This is a genomic window from Ruminococcus sp. 1001136sp1_2201st1_G3_2201SCRN_220225, from assembly GCF_040924365.1.
In the GTDB taxonomy this organism is placed as follows: Bacteria; Bacillota; Clostridia; order Lachnospirales; family Lachnospiraceae; genus Blautia_A; species Blautia_A faecis.
The window spans coordinates 24,332-40,752 of sequence record NZ_JBCOME010000001.1 but is presented as its reverse complement, the minus strand read 5'-3'; the positions used below and the strand labels follow the sequence as shown (position 1 = coordinate 40,752).

The window sequence follows — 16,421 nt, the reverse complement described above, 5'->3', positions numbered from 1 at the left end:
CTATAACGAAGAAGGAGAAAAATGTAGGATGAGGAAAAATGAAAAAAGAAATGGAAAAGCACTGCTTCCTATAGTAGTGTTTGTTGTTTTGTATCTGGGGCTTGGCATATTATTTGAGTATGGTCTGGATATCGAGATGGGATTTTATAAAATTCCCGTTGTCGTTATATTTCTGGTTGCATTACTTGTTGCCTGTATACAGAACCGCGAGCTTAAATTGGATGATAAGCTGGAAGTTATGGGGATGGGAATCAGTGATCCTAACATTATTACAATGATCATAATTTTTATGCTGTCAGGTATTTTTGTAGGTATAGTCGGAAGAACATCTGCAAACAGTGTTGCATATTTTATTTTGTCACTGGTTCCGCCTCAGTTTGCAGTTGTTGTGCTTTTTGTGGTCAGCTGTTTTGTTTCTCTTGCAATGGGTACCTCTGTAGGAACAATTACGCTGATCGTTCCAATTGGAGTTGCAGTAGCAAGAGTATCCGGATTTGCACTGCCGGTTTGTATTGGTTCCGTCATGAGCGGCGCCATGTTTGGAGATAATCTGTCATTTATATCAGACACAACCATTGCTGCATGTAATGGACAAGGCTGTGAAATGAAAGATAAATTTAAGGAGAATTTCTTTATTGCACTGCCAGCTGCTATTGCCAGCATTATTATTCTGCTGGTTTTGTCTGTTAAAAATTATAATGGTGGATTCATCGAAGAAAAATATGATTTAATACAGATCATTCCTTATATTCTGGTTCTTATAGGTGGAATCATCGGATTTAATGTATTTTTCGTGCTGATTACAGGTATTCTAAGTGGCTCAGTTATTATGATTGCAACAGGAATGATAGCACCCACAGACCTGATCGGAAATATGGGAACCGGTGCTGCCGGGATGTTTGAAACCAGTATGGTTGCGATTCTGGTAGCTGCAATCTGTGCCCTGATCAAGGAGTATGGTGGATTTTCCGCTTTATTATACTGGATAAAGAAAGTGTTTAAAGGAAAAAAAGGCGGGCTCCTGGGAATGGGACTGTTAGTTGGGCTAATGGATATTGCAACTGCCAATAATACAGTTGCGATCGTTATGGCGAACCCGATTGCAAAGGAAATGTCAAAGGATTACGGTATCAGCGCCAGAAAAGCTGCTTCTATCCTGGATACATTTTCCTGTATTTTTCAGGGGATTTTACCATACGGAGCGCAAATGCTGGTTGCTGTTTCTGCTGCAGCCAGTTTAGGAGAAGTGGTCAGCGCATTTGATATACTTCCAATGCTGCTGTATCCTTATATGCTGCTGCTTAGTTCACTTGCTTTTATATTTACCATGAAAGTTCCGGATGGCAGACAGTGAATGGAGAAGCCTAAGCCTGTGCTCACACATACCTATCTGCTCTGCAGAATTGAGGAAGCGTATGAGCTCTTTGAAAATAAGAGAGATGGCGTAATTAAAGTGGCTGTGGAATGCTGAATAAAATCCGCAATCTGCACGCCCACTTTGCGGTATATTCTACCCGAATTCGGTTGCTGCCCGCTATGGCGCCCTCATCCGGATAAAATCTTCCACAAATTGTGACGCACATCTTGCAGAAAGCCTTTTTCAAACACTTGCAAGTAAATTATTACCTATAAAACAGTAATAAATTCTGTGAAAATTGTGCAATAGTAATGATTCGTATATTGTGAAGCGGGCACAAAAATGATACTATCATTATATAAAGAAGCAGGAGGTAAGTACGTGATGAAGAAACTTACAACAGCAAAAATATGGCAGTTTGCAGCAGGTCAGTTTGGATGGGCAATGTTGTCCGGAATCATTTCAAACTGGCTTGTGTATTTTTATCAGCCAGATGAAACCGCCATCAGCCAGGGGCAGAACGTATTTATTCCACAGGGACTGGTGGTGCTTGGCATTTTCACTATTATCGGAGGAATCACAGCCTTCGGGAGAATTTTTGATGCTTTTACAGATCCTATGATCGCGTCCTGGTCGGACCGGTGTACAGCCAAAGATGGACGGCGAATTCCATTCCTGAAATGGGCGTCCTTGCCTCTGGCACTTTCCACAGTGCTGGTGTTCTGGTCCCCGATTAATGAGAAAAGCTGGCTCAATGCAGCGTTTTTGCTGGTGATGGTTCTGGCCTATTACCTTTCCATTACAGCTTATTGCACACCGTATAATGCCTTGATTCCGGAGCTGGGACATACTCAGCAGGAGCGGCTTAACATTTCTACGGTGATTTCCTTTACATTCATTGCAGGAACTGCAGTTGCATACCTGGCACCAACTATCTGGGGTGCATTTATCCCGGCATTTGGACGTGTTGGCGCCATCCGTGTCACCTTCACGCTGATGGCAGTGGTGGCATTTATCTGCATGCTGATACCGGTATTTTGCATTCGGGAAAAGGATTACGTGGACACAGTTCCAGCAAAAGAGTCTGCTTTTCGCTCCCTGACTGCTACGTTTAAGAATGGAGAATTTTGTAAATTTGTGGGCTCCGATATTTTTTACTGGATCGCCCTTACCATGTTTCAGACAGGTCTGCCTTTCTTTGTGACCAGCCTTCTGAAGCTGCCGGAGACGATGACAACCCTGTATTTTGTGGGGATGACAGCATTGTCTTTGGTATTTTACATTCCGGTAAATAAGCTTACCCCGAAACTGGGTAAGAAAAAGATGATTCTATTTGCATTTGCTGTATTCAGTTTGGCTTATTTCTATACAGGATTTATGGGAAAAATGAGCTTTATTCCGGAAACCGTACAGGGATTGATCCTGACGGTGGTGGCAGCGCTGCCGATGGCGATTTTCGGAATTTTGCCCCAGGCGGTTGTGGCAGATATCGCCCAGAGTGATTCCATCACATCCGGAAGCAACAGGGAAGGAATGTTTTATGCGGCAAGAACCTTTGCATTCAAACTGGGCCAGAGTCTTTCCATGCTGATCTTTACTGCTGTTTCTACGATTGGAGCAGGAGAGGGAACTGGTTATAGAATCGCAGCCTTTGGCGCAGCGGTGTTTTGTATGGTGGGCGGAATTATTCTGGTGTTTTATAATGAGAAGAAGATTAATGGGATTATTGGGGGATAGTAATAAAGTATTAAGCCCTTCGTAAATTGTAACACACATGTCGCAGCACGCCTTTTTCAAAGATACTTTTGAATAAGTTGTGTTATCAGGAATGTGTGAATCGTGATGATTGTTTTTTATGATTTTATAAGCTGCTTGTAAGAGGAGTTTTGGAATGAAAATAATACAGGAAAACGAATATTTAGATACTATGAAAAATGAGGTGGAACCTTATTTAAAGGCTCATTGCCGAGAGGGGTACATTCCAGGAGCAGAAGACATTTACCATGAGAAAAATGGAATTATAGGAAAAATCCATGTGAAACGTTATCTGGCAGATGATCCAAAAGGGGTGGTTGTAATCAGCCACGGCTTCACAGAAGGTGCGCCAAAATATGAGGAGATGATTTACTATTTTTTACAGGCTGGCTATCACGTATACATGCCAGAACATATGGGACACGGCCAAAGCTACCGCCTGACAGCAGATCCTTCATTGGTACATATTGATATCTGGAAGCGGTATGTAAGGGATTTTTTGAAAGTATGCCACGAAATCAAAAGGGCATACCCGAAGCTGCCCGTGAACCTTTTGGCCCACTCCATGGGCGGTGCAATCGGCGTAATCGCCGCAGCCTGGGAACCCACTCTTTTTCATAAAGTGATATTAAGCTCGCCTATGATCAAACCGCTCACCGGAGGTGTGCCCTGGCCGTTGACCGTACTGATCGCCAATGCAGAATGCCTTTTGGGAAAGGAAGAGTCCTATGTCTTAGGCCAGAAACCCTACGACGGAACCGATACCTTCCAAACCAGCGCTGGCACCTCCGAATCTAAATTTGCAAGGTACAACGACCTGAGAAAAGAAAAACAGTTTCTCCAGACCTGTGCACCATCCTATGGCTGGCTGAAAGCAGCCATAAAAATGAGCTGGTATTTAAGATACCACGGCTGGAAGAAACTCCGGTCTCCTCTGCTCATTTTCCAGGCCGAAAAAGACGATTTCATATCCGTCCGCGCACTTCAGAAATTCGCAGCGAAAATCAGAAAGCGCGGTGCAGCTCCCTGTGAATATTTCTACATGCCCGGGACGAAGCATGAGATATATTGTGGCGGGGATGAGACGATGGAAGTATATTGGGATAAAATAGAAAAGTTTTTGGAAGAAAAATAAGTTTGGCGTTGCCTATAAACGAAAATTAGTCTCCTTAATCAAATATAAAAAATCTGGTTGAGGAGAAAGTTTTGCTTATAAAGTAAATAAAAATTGACAAAACAGCGTGCTTTTGTTAATTTTTATGAACATAAAAAATCAATAATTATAAGAAAGAAGTTTATCAGCGTAGGAAACTCTACTTTGCGTAGGTACTCAAAAAGTCAAATTTGTTATAGAATCTGCACATGGAGGTAGATATTATGAACCAATATGTTACAAGAACCATAATTAAAGAATTACGTGAAAGAAACAAAATGACACAATTACAGCTTGCTGATAAGCTGGGAGTCACAGACAAAACAATTTCCAAATGGGAAACTGGAGTTTCCCATAGTTAAAGATACCGCATCAGACATAACAACGCCACGCTTATATAATATTAAAAGCACGCCCAAATTACTGATTAGTAAAATTGGGGCGTGCTTTCATATTTAACGAGGTGTAACCTTTACCAATGTTGACAAATGATCCTTGTTTTCCTGACGGGTTCTTTTTTTATAGCCCAATTTATCGCATATATATTCGATTTTTTGAGCAAAAATGTCTACGCTCAATTTTGACATATAAAGATTACCGTCATCATCTCTAGAACTTGAATGCCATTGCTGTTCATCGTCTAAAGGATGTTCGGGGCGAAAATCGTAAATGTTAAATATTTTATGCTCAACTTGAGTTATCCATGCTGCGCCAACTTCCATCAATGCACCCCATGAACTTTTCGTATTATGACTTGTAACGAAAATAACATAAATCTTTTGCGTAGAATAACTATCAACAAAGAAATCTCGCAAATAGTCGTATATCCCACTTTTTCCTACGTCGCCTTCTGGGATGCGTGATACTTCATCATCACAGTTTGTATAAATTATATCTTCGGGCGGTACGTTGTTAAATACCAACATATTGTAAATAATATCCGCCAAATCCTTGTCTCGATATGTCTGACTAATTAGCAATTTCTTCTTTTGAGAATCAATAATGCTTTTAATCCCCATATCCGGACTGTTGGTGTTTATTTCATCAGAAAGTATTGCCTCTACTTCATCAGCTTGCTCTGTACTAATACCTAAACGAGAAGAAATTTTTTGAGCTGCTTTCTTAGCGGTGTTTTTTCTGAAAGTATCTACCGACTTTTTAAATGAAGCTTCGTTTTGACGTTGCTGTTCTAGCTTTTTTTCTTCTTTTTTCTTTTTGCCCAAAGACACAAACAAATCTCGCATTTTCAAGATATCAGGCAATAAAGTTTTTCTAACATAATCTAGTACCGCCTGATAGCGAGGATCATCCGTTTTATATCCTTGACGATTGCTTAGAGCCATATCGGGTAACTCCGTCAGTTCAAAAATATCAACATGAAGTTGACCTACGACATAGACTTCATTCAATTTATTTTGTCCAACAACAGGAAGTATATTAAATTCGCCCATTTTTTGGTTGGCATACAGAGAAATAAAATTATCAGGAAAATCCGTTAACTCTACTTTTCTGCCGCGAGTTGATGTATAAGTTCCTATCCATCCTTTGATTTCTACGTTATATGTATGTTCAACACCAGATTTGTCATCCATACTAATGGGCATTGTTGCTAAAGGTTTATTTTTGCGGAGTTCTGCTATTTCATTTCCATATGGCGTCTGGAAAAAATCATTAAGATATGTAAATTCATCCCCTAAAGTAATTAGAGTAGAGAGTTCTGAAATCATTTCCTTATCAAAGTTCTCAATGGTTTCCGCTTCCGTTCCCCGAATTAGGTGAATTTTAAACTTCTCATTTACTAACGGGAATATCTTAAGTAAATTGCGTTTAATTGCCTTTAATGTACTATGAAGTTTGTACTGCGGATTCTGCATAACGACAGAAGTACCGTTGCCAGATACTCTTTCGAAAGAAATTTGCTCGTCAGTGAGCGGCACAAGTAAATTATTGTCGTTTATATGGCGAGATAATACAAACCCTGATTTTTCTCCATTTGAAATCGTCTTTATAAGAACGTTCTCAGAAACCGATAGGGCAGCTAGTTTTCCTACGCCTTTACGCCCCATTTTCTTCCGTTTCATAGGGGTTAGAGATTCGGCATCGGTATTTCTAGAAACCGCGGCAACATTAAGGTATTTCTGGATATCGCCGTCAGCATATGACATTCCTTTGCCGTCATCTTCAACGGTAATATCATCCTTGTTAGCAATGATATATACATTGTGGGCATCTGCATCGTAAGCATTAGCAATTAATTCAGCTAGCACATAATAAATGTTTGTATACAGGCTTGGACCTAATAATTCCAAAATACGGGGATCAATATTAAGTTTGTATTCTTTCTCTTTCATTTGCAATCGTCGCTTTCTTTTGTCTCTTTTTAGGTAAACTTCTAATTATACTTTCTCCAATCACTTCGCCCAAACGAGGCGGAACAGCATTTCCTATATGGCGTGCTATTTTCCTTATCGGAACTTCAACATTGCTAGGCGAAAATTGATAATCAGGAGGAAAAGACTGTAAAATAGCGCCTTCCCGTAAAGTAATCGCCCTGTCCTGTTCTGGATGTCCAAAACGTCCGGTTCCATAACCGATAAATTGTGTGGTGATAGTAGGAGACAAATCATCCCACTTCATTCTACCATATACTGATGCATAAGTTTTTCCGCCTTCTTTTTTATGGCAGTTTAATACTAAACGTTCAGGCCAATCACGCCATGTACCGCCGGGAACGGAATGTTGTATTCGTTCCAAATTGATAGGAGAGAGTGCTGGCGAAATATGAAGCCTATCGTTTTCATTTGCCTCTCCAGCGGAAATTCTCGGTAAGCTACCAATAGCGTCTCTAACTGTCAGATGTTTTTGATGTGTTGCATCAATAAGTTTTATTTCTTTGCGACGCGACGCAAGCAAAATCAACCTTTTTCTCCGTTGCGGTACGCCATAATTTGCGACATTTACAACTTGATAATTTACAATATAATTCAAGCCTTCTAACGTGGAAACAAAATCTTTAAAAACTTTTTCTTTTTCTAATTCTGGCACATTCTCCATTGATACTATGTGGGGACGAGTTTCTTCCACCAACCGCCCAAATTGGTATAGTAATTTCCAGTCTTTATGTTTAGAACGGTTTTGCTTATCTTTTTGATGGCTTGAAAAAGGTTGACATGGCGCACATCCGACGAGTATTTTAACGTCAGCGCCTCGCAAAAGGGCGCGTATTTCTTTTCCTGTGACATCTTCAACGCTTTTATGAATAAATGTGCAGTTGTTGTTGTGAGTATAAGCGTATTCGCAAGAATCATCAATATCAATTCCTGCTACAACTGGAATTCCCGCTTTTTGCAAACCATAGGTAAGCCCGCCTACGCCGCAAAATAAATCAACAGCTTTAATTGTCATCGTTGTGTCCTTTCAGAAGAACGACTCAATATTGACTGAATTTTTTCGACTAATATAGTTTCGTTTCTCTTTTTTAATTCGCATTCCCAAATACGCAGAACTTTCCATCCGCGTGCCTCAAACATGGCAGTCACATCTTTATCGTGCTTCATATTACGTTCGCATTTCTTTTGCCAGTATTCCTTATTTTCTGCCGGGCGTGTATTTCGGCAATCATGACCATGCCAAAAGCAACCGTCTACGAATACTGCAACTTTTTCTTTTAGAAACACAAAATCGGGATGTCCTTTGACCGGATAATTGCGCTTCCATCCAGTAATACCATTCTGTTTAAATATGTCTATCAATCGCAGTTCTGTTGATTTGTTCTTTTTTGATTTAACTTTTCGCATGATTTCAGAGCGTTTTTCATTATTAAAAATATCCGCCATGATAAATCATCTCGCCTCAAACTCAATGCGAAGGCTCGGATCAGTTTCAGCCTCAAGAACAATTTCGTTATAACGACCAATAATATCTGAAAGCGTAGAATTTCTCTTGCTTTCATCAAAAAGGCTATGTTCATATACATTGGACGAAAGGAATTGCTGAATATCCCAAACCTCAACGCGCCCGGCAAGGCCCGCATCTTCCGCAAGATTTAATGCTGTATGTACACGCTCAAAAATTGTAATGATGACAGGATGGCATCCGCCGCGCAAGTTCGCCTTGCATTTTTCAATCAGCAAAGCGCCGGGCATTGTTGTACAATGGATAATCGTGTTGTTTATAACAAAATCGCCGCTTCGTTCAGTTGGCGCGTCCGCAACAGAAGCGCCATGAATCTCAAATGCATTTTCAGGCATAATAAGACATAATTTCGCGGCTACTAAGTGCTGCAAAACCGTTCCCAAATACTGCGTTCCCGGATTTTGTTTCTGACGTTTCTTAGCCTGTTCAAATAGTTCGTCTAAGTTTGCTCCAATAGTTTTGGAAGTATCGGCGGTCAAAACAAACGGCTGATTTCTGAAATATTCTCTAACTTGTTCCGCCCAAAATTCTTCCACGATTGAAAAATCAACAGTTTCTTCTTCGTTCCATGCGTTGAGAAAATCAACGTACTTTATCATTAACCCCATACTTCCGCGACTGGTGCGCCCGCCTTCTGCGGATAATTGTTGTGTAATGCCATGCTCTTTTAATATTTTTTTGAGATTACCGCCGCCAAGTCCAGCAACCTGTCCTTTACTGCTTGTTTGAAAATCGTCTGGATTTAAGGGAAAATCCTTGTTCTGAACAAGTCGAGTAAATTGAACTACTAGCGACAGCGGCCCTTTCGTATAGATATTATTTTCCTCTTGAAATGCTTTTAATCTTTCTTCTGTACTAATCATCGTATACGGCCTCCGCAAGTTTTGTTAGGAAATTTTCTCCTATGAATTGAGCTACCGGCATTGCGACAGCATCTCCCATCGCTTTATAACCATCGTTGTAGCTACCGGGGAGAATAAAACTATCCGGCGCTCCCATCAATCGAGCGGCTTCACGAACAGTCAATAGGCGAGCATGAATCTCATCATTTTTTTTCACAACTAAATACTGTTTGCTACTTCCGCCTTCTGGCGTTCGTAAACAACCGGCAATACCATCGAAGCGCAATTCTAGCTGCTGCTCTCCATGACGTGTTCGGCGATAGCCCGTAGCATAAACCGTGTCATGCTCATTTAGCTTGATCTGGTGCCGTTCTGGAACAAGCGGCAGGACAGTATCTTTATCAAATTTTGTTTCTTCTTCAATAATATCTTTTAATGTGCTGTGGCGGCGCGGAGGTTTCTCCGCTTGCCACCAAATCCATCCGGGTAAAGACCGACCCAAATCAGAGGCAGCTTTATTATGCAGCCAGCAAGGGGCATCTCCGGTCAGATACGCCGGGATTGCATATCCATGTTGCACAGCAATAACAAAAACCCTCGGTCTTGACTGCGGAACAAAATGGGAAGCGTTTAAAACGATAGCTCCACAGTCGTAACCACGCTCCACAAGTGCCATATGGAGAACCCGATAATTATCGCCGCCATTTGTGGAAAGCAAGCCGGTTACATTCTCTAAAGTCAATATTCGTGGCTTTTCTTCCATCTCATCCAACACACGTAGCCATTCCCACACCAATCCGCTTCTGGATGCGTGAATACCGCCTAAAGAACCAGCCAAAGACAAATCCTGGCATGGAAAACTGGCCCAAGATAAATGAGCAAAAGGCAAATCCCTACCATTCACATCTTTTATGTCGCCAAGTTCAAAATGTTCGCAACCAAAATTAGCTTCATATACAGCCGCTTTCTGTTCGCTAATATCGTTAGCCCAAATTGGTGCAAACATACCTTTTAAGCCGTAGGCGACTAAACCGCTTCCGGCAAAGAATTCATGCATTGTCCAAGGCGCGGAGGACAAGTCGATATTTTGTTTTTTATACAGAGTGCGTTGCAGCAAACTTTTTTCCTCCCGTCTTATTTGAAGTTCGTTTGGTATTGGTCGGTTTTTGAGCATTCTCAGGAATAATCCAAATGTGGCTCATACGCATAGCGCCAACAATTCTGTTCTCTTTACAAAGAATTTGAACTTGACGCGGCGTTACGCCCCATTTTTCAGCAGCTTCCTGAACTGTTATATACCCATTCACTTGCGGCACCTCGAACCTGTATTTTGGATTTTGAAAACTGATATAATTATATTCGTTTGAGCGAAATAAAGCAAGGGATTTCAAGAGGATTTCTCGGCCAATTCTACAATAATACTACTCTGCTGATACAACCAGTCCGTAAATTCTTTCGGGCTGGCTGTTCTTTCTTTTACAGCCCGTTTTCTCTGCAACGCTTCTTTCTTGAACGCTTCAAAAGCGGTCAGCATTTCTTCCAGCCGGTCAGCCGGGAAGCCCGCTGTCCTTTTTGCCTTGTTGATCTTGTTGCGCCAGTTCTGGCACTCGTTTTTGTAGAGCAAATCGTAGTTGTTTTCTCTTGCCCTCTCGTCAAACTCCCTCTTGTTTTGAAGTGCCTGCTTCTTTCTGCATTTGTCGTTGCACAGTTCGTACCGCTGGCTTTTTGCGAGGAAGATATGTCCACAGACTTTGCATTTTCGGAAGCACAACCCCCAATCATTCAGCCGGTTCAGATAGTAGGTTATCAGCGGATAGAACGTGGTATAGGCCGCGACACATTCTGTCGTACGCCGGTTGTCCGGATACCAAAGGTCAAGCCGTGTTTCCGCTGCCGGTACGGAGCCGAATATCCGGCTGGAAATATGGAACGGCTGCGGCCTACCGGTATCGCTGTCAAATTGAAGCGGGCTTCTCTGCTGAAAGGTCATGGTAAAGTGACTCATTTTATCCATGAAGCGGTCACAGGCTTCCGCACGTTTCGCCGGTTCCCTTGCCAGCAGATAGCCATTCCAGATACGGAACGCAGCATACATCCGCAGCGGATCGCCGGTATCAAACTTTGTTTTCAGAAATTCCCCTGCGGCCTGCTCTAAGGCTGGCTGCTTCCAGCGGTTTGAGTGCAGGGCATCCCTCAGCGGAGCCAGGCCAAAGCGGTTCCATTCCCCGTCAGGGTCATGTTCAAACTCTGCAAGGAACGTTCCAAGCGGGCGTGTTGTATCGCACAGCACATCCGCATCCATATCCCCCTGTAATCGAAAGCGCACCTGTAATTCTTCCCCAATTAAAATCCGCTCTTTCATTTTCTTCCTGTCCAGCGTCAGGACGAACAAAATCCGGTCATAACACGGCTCATGCCGCACAAATTCCATTTCCATTCTATTTTCCTACCTTTGCTTATGGTAATTTTATAATTCTGTTATATCAGTTACACTCATAGTATCGTAAAAGTATTGTTTCGTCAAGGAGAAGTCGCTATGATAATTGCACATGGTAATTTCGTTCCATGTAGTACCTTGGCAAGTAAATGACCGTCCAAAAGGGATATGACCGGCAGGAGAAGTGACGCATCCGGCGCACCAATGCAAGGAAACGCCGCAGGAATGGGGCAGGATAACGGCTTTTGGGTAGAACGGCAACAGGAAGCAAGAGAATTGATTTTAATATGGGAGGAACTAAATGAGCGATAACAAGAGATTAAAAAATTATGATGATCTTCCGCTGGTGCTGGACGTGGCGGACATCCGGCGCATTATGGGAATTTCCAGAGTGAGCGCCTATGAGCTGGTTCACACCACCGGTTTTCCGGCGTTCAGAAGCGGCAGGCTGATTAAGGTCAGTAAAAAGGTGTTCTTTGACTGGATGGAAAAGGGTACGGAAACCGTACCGAAAGGCAACAAATGAGCGCATGGTATCTTTCCCTATCTGGAATACTGCCGCCATTTTCAAAGGCGCATACAGAGGGGAAAAACCTTGAAAATGACACCGAAACGCTACACCAAAACCGTCTATCTGCGTATGTCGGATAGAAACGGGGAAAGGAGCCAATTACGCCGAGAATGAGCAAGAAGCGCCGGTTGGAGTGGTCTTTCTTCTTAAATGACCGCAGCCGTGTCACTTATAACGAGCTATGCCGCAGATGCCGCCGTGACTGCAAGCAGAGCTTCCGGGCAGTCGTGATCGAATGTCCGAAGTATCTTTCCAAGCGTTCCCGCAAAGGGGCGGAAAAAAAGAGGGAAAACGGAGCAGAGCCGGAAACGGCAGAAATCCCTTTGGAACAAAGGGCGCACTTCTATACATAGTCTGACGACCATGTATCGTGCGTCCTGCGGAGCCGCCCCCTGACCGCTGACAGCATCAGCAATCCGGGGGCCTGCGTCACTTCGTTCCGTACAAGGGGCTGCACCCCTTGCGCCGCTAAAGCGGCTATCCCTGCGCACCCGATGAAAAGATACACCCGCTTTGCGTCTGCATCTTTTCATCGGGTTTGATAGACGAATACCGACACCCTGACCGTTATCCATACGGTCATTTTTATTTCAGAGCAAAGGAGTGAGAACATGAGCAAATCTTTGGAAGAATTGCAGAGAGAGTACGAGGAAAACACCGTCAAACTGGAACAGGAAAAACGAAAGTTGCGCCGACTGGAAAACCGAAAATCCTATCTGGACAGCGGTTCCCGCAAACAGCGCAGCCATCGGCTGATTACCCGTGGGGCGGCGATTGAGAGCGTCATGCCGGAAGTGAAGATACTGACCGAGCAGGAATTTTATTCCCTGATGGAGCGCATTGCCGAATGGCAGCCGGTTCAGAACATGGTACGGCTTGCGGTTGAAAATCACAGCCAGCCGCAGGATGGTAACTGACGATGGCGCTTTATCATTTAACGGTCAGCCAGATCAGACGCAGCGCCGGACAGAGCGCCATTGCCGCCGCAGCTTACCGGGCCGGGGAGTGTCTTTACAGTGATTACTACGGCGAGTACAGTGACTACACCCGCAAGGGCGGCGTGATCTGTTCCGAAATTTTGTTGCCGCCCCATGCCCCGCTGGAATACCAGGACCGGGCGACCTTGTGGAATACGGTGGAACAAGTAGAGAAACACAAGAAAGCGCAGCTTGCTTACAGCTTTGATATTGCTTTGCAGAATGAACTTTCGATGGAAGAAAACATTGCGCTGGCGAGGGAGTTTGTGCAGCGCTGTCTGGTGGACAAAGGAATGGTTGCCGATTTTGCCGTCCATGCCCCGGACAAGGAGGACGGAGGCATCCCCAACCCGCACTTCCATGTGATGACGACCATGCGCCCCATCAATCCAGACGGCACATGGGGACAGAAGCAGCGCCGGGAATATGTGCTGGATGATGAGGGAAACCGGGTGCTGGATAGGAACGGCAAGCCCATGTTCAACGCCGTACCCACTACCGACTGGGGCAGCCCGGAAACGCTGGAAGAATGGCGGGAAGCATGGTGCCGGATGGTCAATGAAAAGTTTGCGAAAAAGGGGCTGGATGTTCGTATTGACCACCGCTCCTATGTGCGGCAGGGGATTGACTTGATCCCCACCGTCCATGAGGGGCCGACTGTCCGGCAGATGGAAGCAAAGGGCATCCGTACCGACAAGGGCGAACTGAACCGCTGGATTAAGGCGACTAACCGGCTGATGCTGGACATAAAAAAGAAAATTAAATCCCTGTTCGGCTGGATTTCAGAAGTCAAAGAGGAACTTTCCAAGCCTAAGACACCGAGCCTTGCCGACCTGCTGATCTCCTATTATCAGGACAGAAACGCCGGGGCATGGAGCCAGAAAGCTAAGGGCAAGAACCTGAAAGAATTTGCGGAAGCGGTCAACTACCTGATGGAAAACAAGCTGCTGACGCTGGAAGCGTTGGAATCCCGCCTGTCTGCTGTCAGCACAGAGTTTGACACATTGAGCGACACCATGAAAGCGAAGTCAGCCCGGATGAAAGAATTGCAGGAGTTGATACGGCAGGCCGAGAACTACAAGCGGCTGAAGCCGGTGTATGACGAGCTGAACGGTATCAAGTGGAAAAAACAGCGGGAGAAATTTGAAACCGCCCATGACGCTGATCTGCGGCTGTTTTATACGGCCCGCCGGATTTTGAAAGAGAAGCTGGACAGGAAGCCCATCACCCTGGCCGCATGGAAACAGGAATATGACCGGCTGCAAGCGGAGTATGCCAAGCTGTCCCCGCAGTATAAGCCGCTTCGGGAGGATTTAATGAAAATGCGCCGAGTACAGTACTGCGTTGACCGGGTATTGCAGCGGCGGCAGCCAGAACAGGAAGCGCCGAAAAAGAAACAGGATATAGAACTATGACATTTACGGGAGGAAGCATTTGAATGTGTTTGAAGCGGTGAAGCAGTCCGTCACTACCCGGCAGGCTGCTTCTTACTATGGAATACGGGTAGGGAGAAATGGCATGGCCTGCTGTCCATTTCACAATGACAGAACGCCCAGCATGAAAGTGGACAGCCGCTACTATTGCTTCGGCTGCGGCGCTTCCGGGGATGTGATCGACTTTGCCGCTTCCCTGCATGGTTTGGGAAAACGGGATGCGGCGGTCAGACTGGCAGAGGATTTTTCAATCCCCTATGACGGAGCCATCCGCACACCGGCAGCAAAGAGAACGCCGCCCAAGCCTACGCCGGAGCAGAGGTTACGGCAGGCGGAACAGCATTACTTCAAAGTGCTATGTGACTATCTGCATCTATTGGAACGCTGGAAAATCGAATATGCTCCACAGCCACAGGATGCCGCCTGGCATCCTCTTTTCGTGGAAGCATTGCAAAAAAACAGCTATGTAGAATATCTGCTGGATATTTTGTTGTTTGGAGAAATGGAAGAAAAAGCGGCGCTGATTGCCGAACAGGGAAAGGAGGTGGTGCGGCTTGAGCAGCGAATTTCAGAACTTACCGCCAGCAGCGCAGGAAGCAGTTATGCGGACGATGGACGCAATGGAACCGGCGCAGACGCAGGAAGAAATCCGGGAAATGCTGGAGGGGACGCAGAAAGGCGGCGTGAAGAACAGCATCAAGAACTGTCTGACAGTGTTCCAGCGTGACCCGCTGCTGCGTGGAGCAGTCAGCTACAACATTCTTTCCGAAAGGGTGGATATTGTGAAGCCGCTGGGATGGGAACGGACCAGCGCCACTCTGACCGATATGGATATGAAATATTTGCTTTTGTATCTGGAAGAACACTACGGACTGACCAGCGAAAAGAAAGTAGAAAATGCAATCCAGATCGTAGCCAATGAAAACCGCTACCATCCTGTCAGGGATTATCTGAACAGTCTGCAATGGGACGGAACCGAGCGCATCCGCTATGCTCTGCATCACTTTCTGGGAGCAGACACGGACGAGTACACCTTTGAAGCCCTGAAACTGTTTATGATGGGAGCCATCCGGCGGGTATTTCAGCCGGGGAGCAAGTTTGAAGTCATGCTCTGTCTGGTAGGCGGTCAGGGAGCCGGAAAATCCACCTTTTTCCGACTGCTTGCAGTTAAGGACGAGTGGTTTTCAGACGATTTGAAAAAGCTGGACGATGAAAACGTGTATCGGAAGCTGCAAGGGCATTGGATTATGGAGATGTCGGAGATGATCGCCACCGCCAACGCCAGAAGTATTGAGGAAATCAAGTCGTTTCTAAGCCGCCAGAAAGAAACCTATAAAGTGCCGTATGAAACCCATCCGGCAGACCGGCTCCGTCAATGCGTGTTTGGAGGAACCACCAACCGGCAGGACTTTCTTCCCCGTGACCGCACCGGCAACCGGCGCTTTATTCCCGTGACCGTGTACCCGGAACGGGCGGAGGTTCACATACTGGACGATGAAGCGGCGGCGAGGACATATATCAGCCAAATGTGGGCGGAAGCCATGACAATCTACCGCAGCGGGAAGTATAAGCTGTCATTCAGCGCGGAAATGAACGCTTACCTGAAAGCCCACCAGCAGGGTTTTATGCAGGAGGACACGCAGGCCGGTATGATTTACGCCTATTTGGAGGACTACACCGGCGACAGGGTATGTTCCAAGCAGCTTTATGAGGAAGCGCTGGGAAACTGCAATCCCCCGGCAGAGTGGGAAACACGGGCAATCTGCGAGATTATGAATACCGGCATTGCAAACGGCAGCATACAGGGCTGGACAGCCTACAAAAGCCCTAAGAGATATAAGAAGTACGGTTCACAAAAAGGCTGGGAGCGTGTCAACCAGCCCCCAGCAGACAAGGATGGTTTTCGGGAAATCACAGAGGAAGAAGCCCGGCAGATGGAGCTTCCATTCTGAAAAAGCCCCCGGTTGACAGTTTGGTTGAC

19 protein-coding genes are annotated in these 16,421 nt (G+C 45.1%); 11 read left to right on the top strand and 8 right to left on the bottom strand.

The window, feature by feature from the left end:
* Positions 1 to 28 precede the first annotated feature (28 nt).
* Complete coding sequence (locus tag AB5642_RS00230) at positions 29 to 1,354, top strand: Na+/H+ antiporter NhaC family protein (RefSeq protein ID WP_173718406.1); 1,326 nt, start codon at positions 29 to 31, stop codon at positions 1,352 to 1,354.
* A gap of 94 nt (positions 1,355 to 1,448) precedes the next feature.
* Here AB5642_RS00230 and AB5642_RS00225 read toward each other — a convergent pair whose 3' ends face one another.
* Positions 1,449 to 1,583, bottom strand: coding sequence for a DUF6783 domain-containing protein (locus AB5642_RS00225; protein WP_306467771.1), 135 nt, complete (start codon positions 1,581 to 1,583; stop codon positions 1,449 to 1,451).
* Between AB5642_RS00225 and AB5642_RS00220 the strand changes: the two genes are divergently transcribed.
* The 4 genes from AB5642_RS00220 (at position 1,548) to AB5642_RS00205 (ending at position 4,627) form a co-directional block, all read left to right on the top strand.
* Positions 1,548 to 1,640: a DUF6783 domain-containing protein gene (locus AB5642_RS00220; protein WP_319017140.1), complete on the top strand. Its 93-nt coding sequence runs from the start codon at positions 1,548 to 1,550 to the stop codon at positions 1,638 to 1,640. The genes AB5642_RS00225 and AB5642_RS00220 overlap by 36 nt on opposite strands.
* 101 nt (positions 1,641 to 1,741) lie before the next feature.
* Positions 1,742 to 3,094, top strand: a complete 1,353-nt coding sequence (locus AB5642_RS00215; protein ID WP_173769751.1) for an MFS transporter — start codon at positions 1,742 to 1,744, stop codon at positions 3,092 to 3,094.
* Positions 3,095 to 3,248: 154 nt separating this feature from the next.
* Complete coding sequence (locus AB5642_RS00210; protein WP_173769752.1) at positions 3,249 to 4,247, top strand: alpha/beta hydrolase; 999 nt, start codon at positions 3,249 to 3,251, stop codon at positions 4,245 to 4,247.
* Positions 4,248 to 4,489: 242 nt separating this feature from the next.
* On the top strand, positions 4,490 to 4,627 hold the full coding sequence (locus tag AB5642_RS00205) for a helix-turn-helix transcriptional regulator (protein ID WP_195391928.1): 138 nt from the start codon (positions 4,490 to 4,492) through the stop codon (positions 4,625 to 4,627).
* A gap of 93 nt (positions 4,628 to 4,720) precedes the next feature.
* Here AB5642_RS00205 and AB5642_RS00200 read toward each other — a convergent pair whose 3' ends face one another.
* From AB5642_RS00200 to AB5642_RS00170, 7 genes are read right to left on the bottom strand one after another with little or no spacing between them, the layout of a single operon-like run.
* Positions 4,721 to 6,616 (bottom strand): ATP-binding protein, encoded by a 1,896-nt coding sequence (locus AB5642_RS00200; RefSeq protein ID WP_009322374.1) that lies wholly within the window; start codon positions 6,614 to 6,616, stop codon positions 4,721 to 4,723.
* On the bottom strand, positions 6,591 to 7,670 hold the full coding sequence (locus AB5642_RS00195) for a DNA cytosine methyltransferase (protein WP_009322373.1): 1,080 nt from the start codon (positions 7,668 to 7,670) through the stop codon (positions 6,591 to 6,593). The genes AB5642_RS00200 and AB5642_RS00195 overlap by 26 nt, the downstream gene beginning before the upstream one ends.
* Positions 7,667 to 8,101 (bottom strand): very short patch repair endonuclease, encoded by a 435-nt coding sequence (locus AB5642_RS00190; protein WP_083833743.1) that lies wholly within the window; start codon positions 8,099 to 8,101, stop codon positions 7,667 to 7,669. Before AB5642_RS00190 ends, AB5642_RS00195 begins: the two co-directional genes overlap by 4 nt.
* A gap of 6 nt (positions 8,102 to 8,107) precedes the next feature.
* Positions 8,108 to 9,043, bottom strand: coding sequence for a DUF4928 family protein (locus AB5642_RS00185; RefSeq protein WP_009322372.1), 936 nt, complete (start codon positions 9,041 to 9,043; stop codon positions 8,108 to 8,110).
* Positions 9,036 to 10,139: a DNA cytosine methyltransferase gene (locus AB5642_RS00180; protein ID WP_009322371.1), complete on the bottom strand. Its 1,104-nt coding sequence runs from the start codon at positions 10,137 to 10,139 to the stop codon at positions 9,036 to 9,038. The genes AB5642_RS00185 and AB5642_RS00180 overlap by 8 nt, the downstream gene beginning before the upstream one ends.
* On the bottom strand, positions 10,117 to 10,413 hold the full coding sequence (locus AB5642_RS00175; protein ID WP_243252133.1) for a helix-turn-helix domain-containing protein: 297 nt from the start codon (positions 10,411 to 10,413) through the stop codon (positions 10,117 to 10,119). The genes AB5642_RS00180 and AB5642_RS00175 overlap by 23 nt, the downstream gene beginning before the upstream one ends.
* Entirely contained in the window at positions 10,410 to 11,459 is a 1,050-nt protein-coding gene (locus tag AB5642_RS00170; RefSeq protein ID WP_118285520.1) for a hypothetical protein, read from the bottom strand. The genes AB5642_RS00175 and AB5642_RS00170 overlap by 4 nt, the downstream gene beginning before the upstream one ends.
* Positions 11,460 to 11,760: 301 nt before the next feature.
* Here AB5642_RS00170 and AB5642_RS00165 point away from each other — a divergent pair, with 301 nt between their 5' ends.
* The 6 genes from AB5642_RS00165 to AB5642_RS00140 all read left to right on the top strand — a co-directional run bounded on the left by AB5642_RS00165 (position 11,761) and on the right by AB5642_RS00140 (position 16,392).
* Entirely contained in the window at positions 11,761 to 11,985 is a 225-nt protein-coding gene (locus tag AB5642_RS00165) for a helix-turn-helix domain-containing protein (RefSeq protein WP_368371397.1), read from the top strand.
* A 155-nt stretch (positions 11,986 to 12,140) separates the two neighbouring features.
* On the top strand, positions 12,141 to 12,383 hold the full coding sequence (locus tag AB5642_RS00160; protein ID WP_009322368.1) for a hypothetical protein: 243 nt from the start codon (positions 12,141 to 12,143) through the stop codon (positions 12,381 to 12,383).
* A gap of 258 nt (positions 12,384 to 12,641) precedes the next feature.
* Entirely contained in the window at positions 12,642 to 12,947 is a 306-nt protein-coding gene (locus AB5642_RS00155; RefSeq protein WP_117804498.1) for a DUF3847 domain-containing protein, read from the top strand.
* A 2-nt stretch (positions 12,948 to 12,949) separates the two neighbouring features.
* Positions 12,950 to 14,422: a MobQ family relaxase gene (gene mobQ / locus AB5642_RS00150; protein WP_117804497.1), complete on the top strand. Its 1,473-nt coding sequence runs from the start codon at positions 12,950 to 12,952 to the stop codon at positions 14,420 to 14,422.
* Between the two features lie 19 nt (positions 14,423 to 14,441).
* Complete coding sequence (locus AB5642_RS00145; protein WP_173769756.1) at positions 14,442 to 15,167, top strand: CHC2 zinc finger domain-containing protein; 726 nt, start codon at positions 14,442 to 14,444, stop codon at positions 15,165 to 15,167.
* On the top strand, positions 15,052 to 16,392 hold the full coding sequence (locus AB5642_RS00140) for a virulence-associated E family protein (RefSeq protein ID WP_118285519.1): 1,341 nt from the start codon (positions 15,052 to 15,054) through the stop codon (positions 16,390 to 16,392). The genes AB5642_RS00145 and AB5642_RS00140 overlap by 116 nt, the downstream gene beginning before the upstream one ends.
* Positions 16,393 to 16,421 lie beyond the last annotated feature (29 nt).

Coding starts and splice junctions, on each gene's coding strand:
- AB5642_RS00230 (WP_173718406.1), top strand. CDS start 29: ATGAGGAAAAATGAAAAAAGAAATGGAAAAGCACTGCTTCCTATAGTA.
- AB5642_RS00225 (WP_306467771.1), bottom strand. CDS start 1,583: ATGTGCGTCACAATTTGTGGAAGATTTTATCCGGATGAGGGCGCCATA.
- AB5642_RS00215 (WP_173769751.1), top strand. CDS start 1,742: ATGAAGAAACTTACAACAGCAAAAATATGGCAGTTTGCAGCAGGTCAG.
- AB5642_RS00210 (WP_173769752.1), top strand. CDS start 3,249: ATGAAAATAATACAGGAAAACGAATATTTAGATACTATGAAAAATGAG.
- AB5642_RS00205 (WP_195391928.1), top strand. CDS start 4,490: ATGAACCAATATGTTACAAGAACCATAATTAAAGAATTACGTGAAAGA.
- AB5642_RS00200 (WP_009322374.1), bottom strand. CDS start 6,616: ATGAAAGAGAAAGAATACAAACTTAATATTGATCCCCGTATTTTGGAA.
- AB5642_RS00195 (WP_009322373.1), bottom strand. CDS start 7,670: ATGACAATTAAAGCTGTTGATTTATTTTGCGGCGTAGGCGGGCTTACC.
- AB5642_RS00190 (WP_083833743.1), bottom strand. CDS start 8,101: ATGGCGGATATTTTTAATAATGAAAAACGCTCTGAAATCATGCGAAAA.
- AB5642_RS00185 (WP_009322372.1), bottom strand. CDS start 9,043: ATGATTAGTACAGAAGAAAGATTAAAAGCATTTCAAGAGGAAAATAAT.
- AB5642_RS00170 (WP_118285520.1), bottom strand. CDS start 11,459: ATGGAAATGGAATTTGTGCGGCATGAGCCGTGTTATGACCGGATTTTG.
- AB5642_RS00165 (WP_368371397.1), top strand. CDS start 11,761: ATGAGCGATAACAAGAGATTAAAAAATTATGATGATCTTCCGCTGGTG.
- AB5642_RS00160 (WP_009322368.1), top strand. CDS start 12,141: ATGAGCAAGAAGCGCCGGTTGGAGTGGTCTTTCTTCTTAAATGACCGC.
- AB5642_RS00155 (WP_117804498.1), top strand. CDS start 12,642: ATGAGCAAATCTTTGGAAGAATTGCAGAGAGAGTACGAGGAAAACACC.
- mobQ (WP_117804497.1), top strand. CDS start 12,950: ATGGCGCTTTATCATTTAACGGTCAGCCAGATCAGACGCAGCGCCGGA.
- AB5642_RS00140 (WP_118285519.1), top strand. CDS start 15,052: ATGGACGCAATGGAACCGGCGCAGACGCAGGAAGAAATCCGGGAAATG.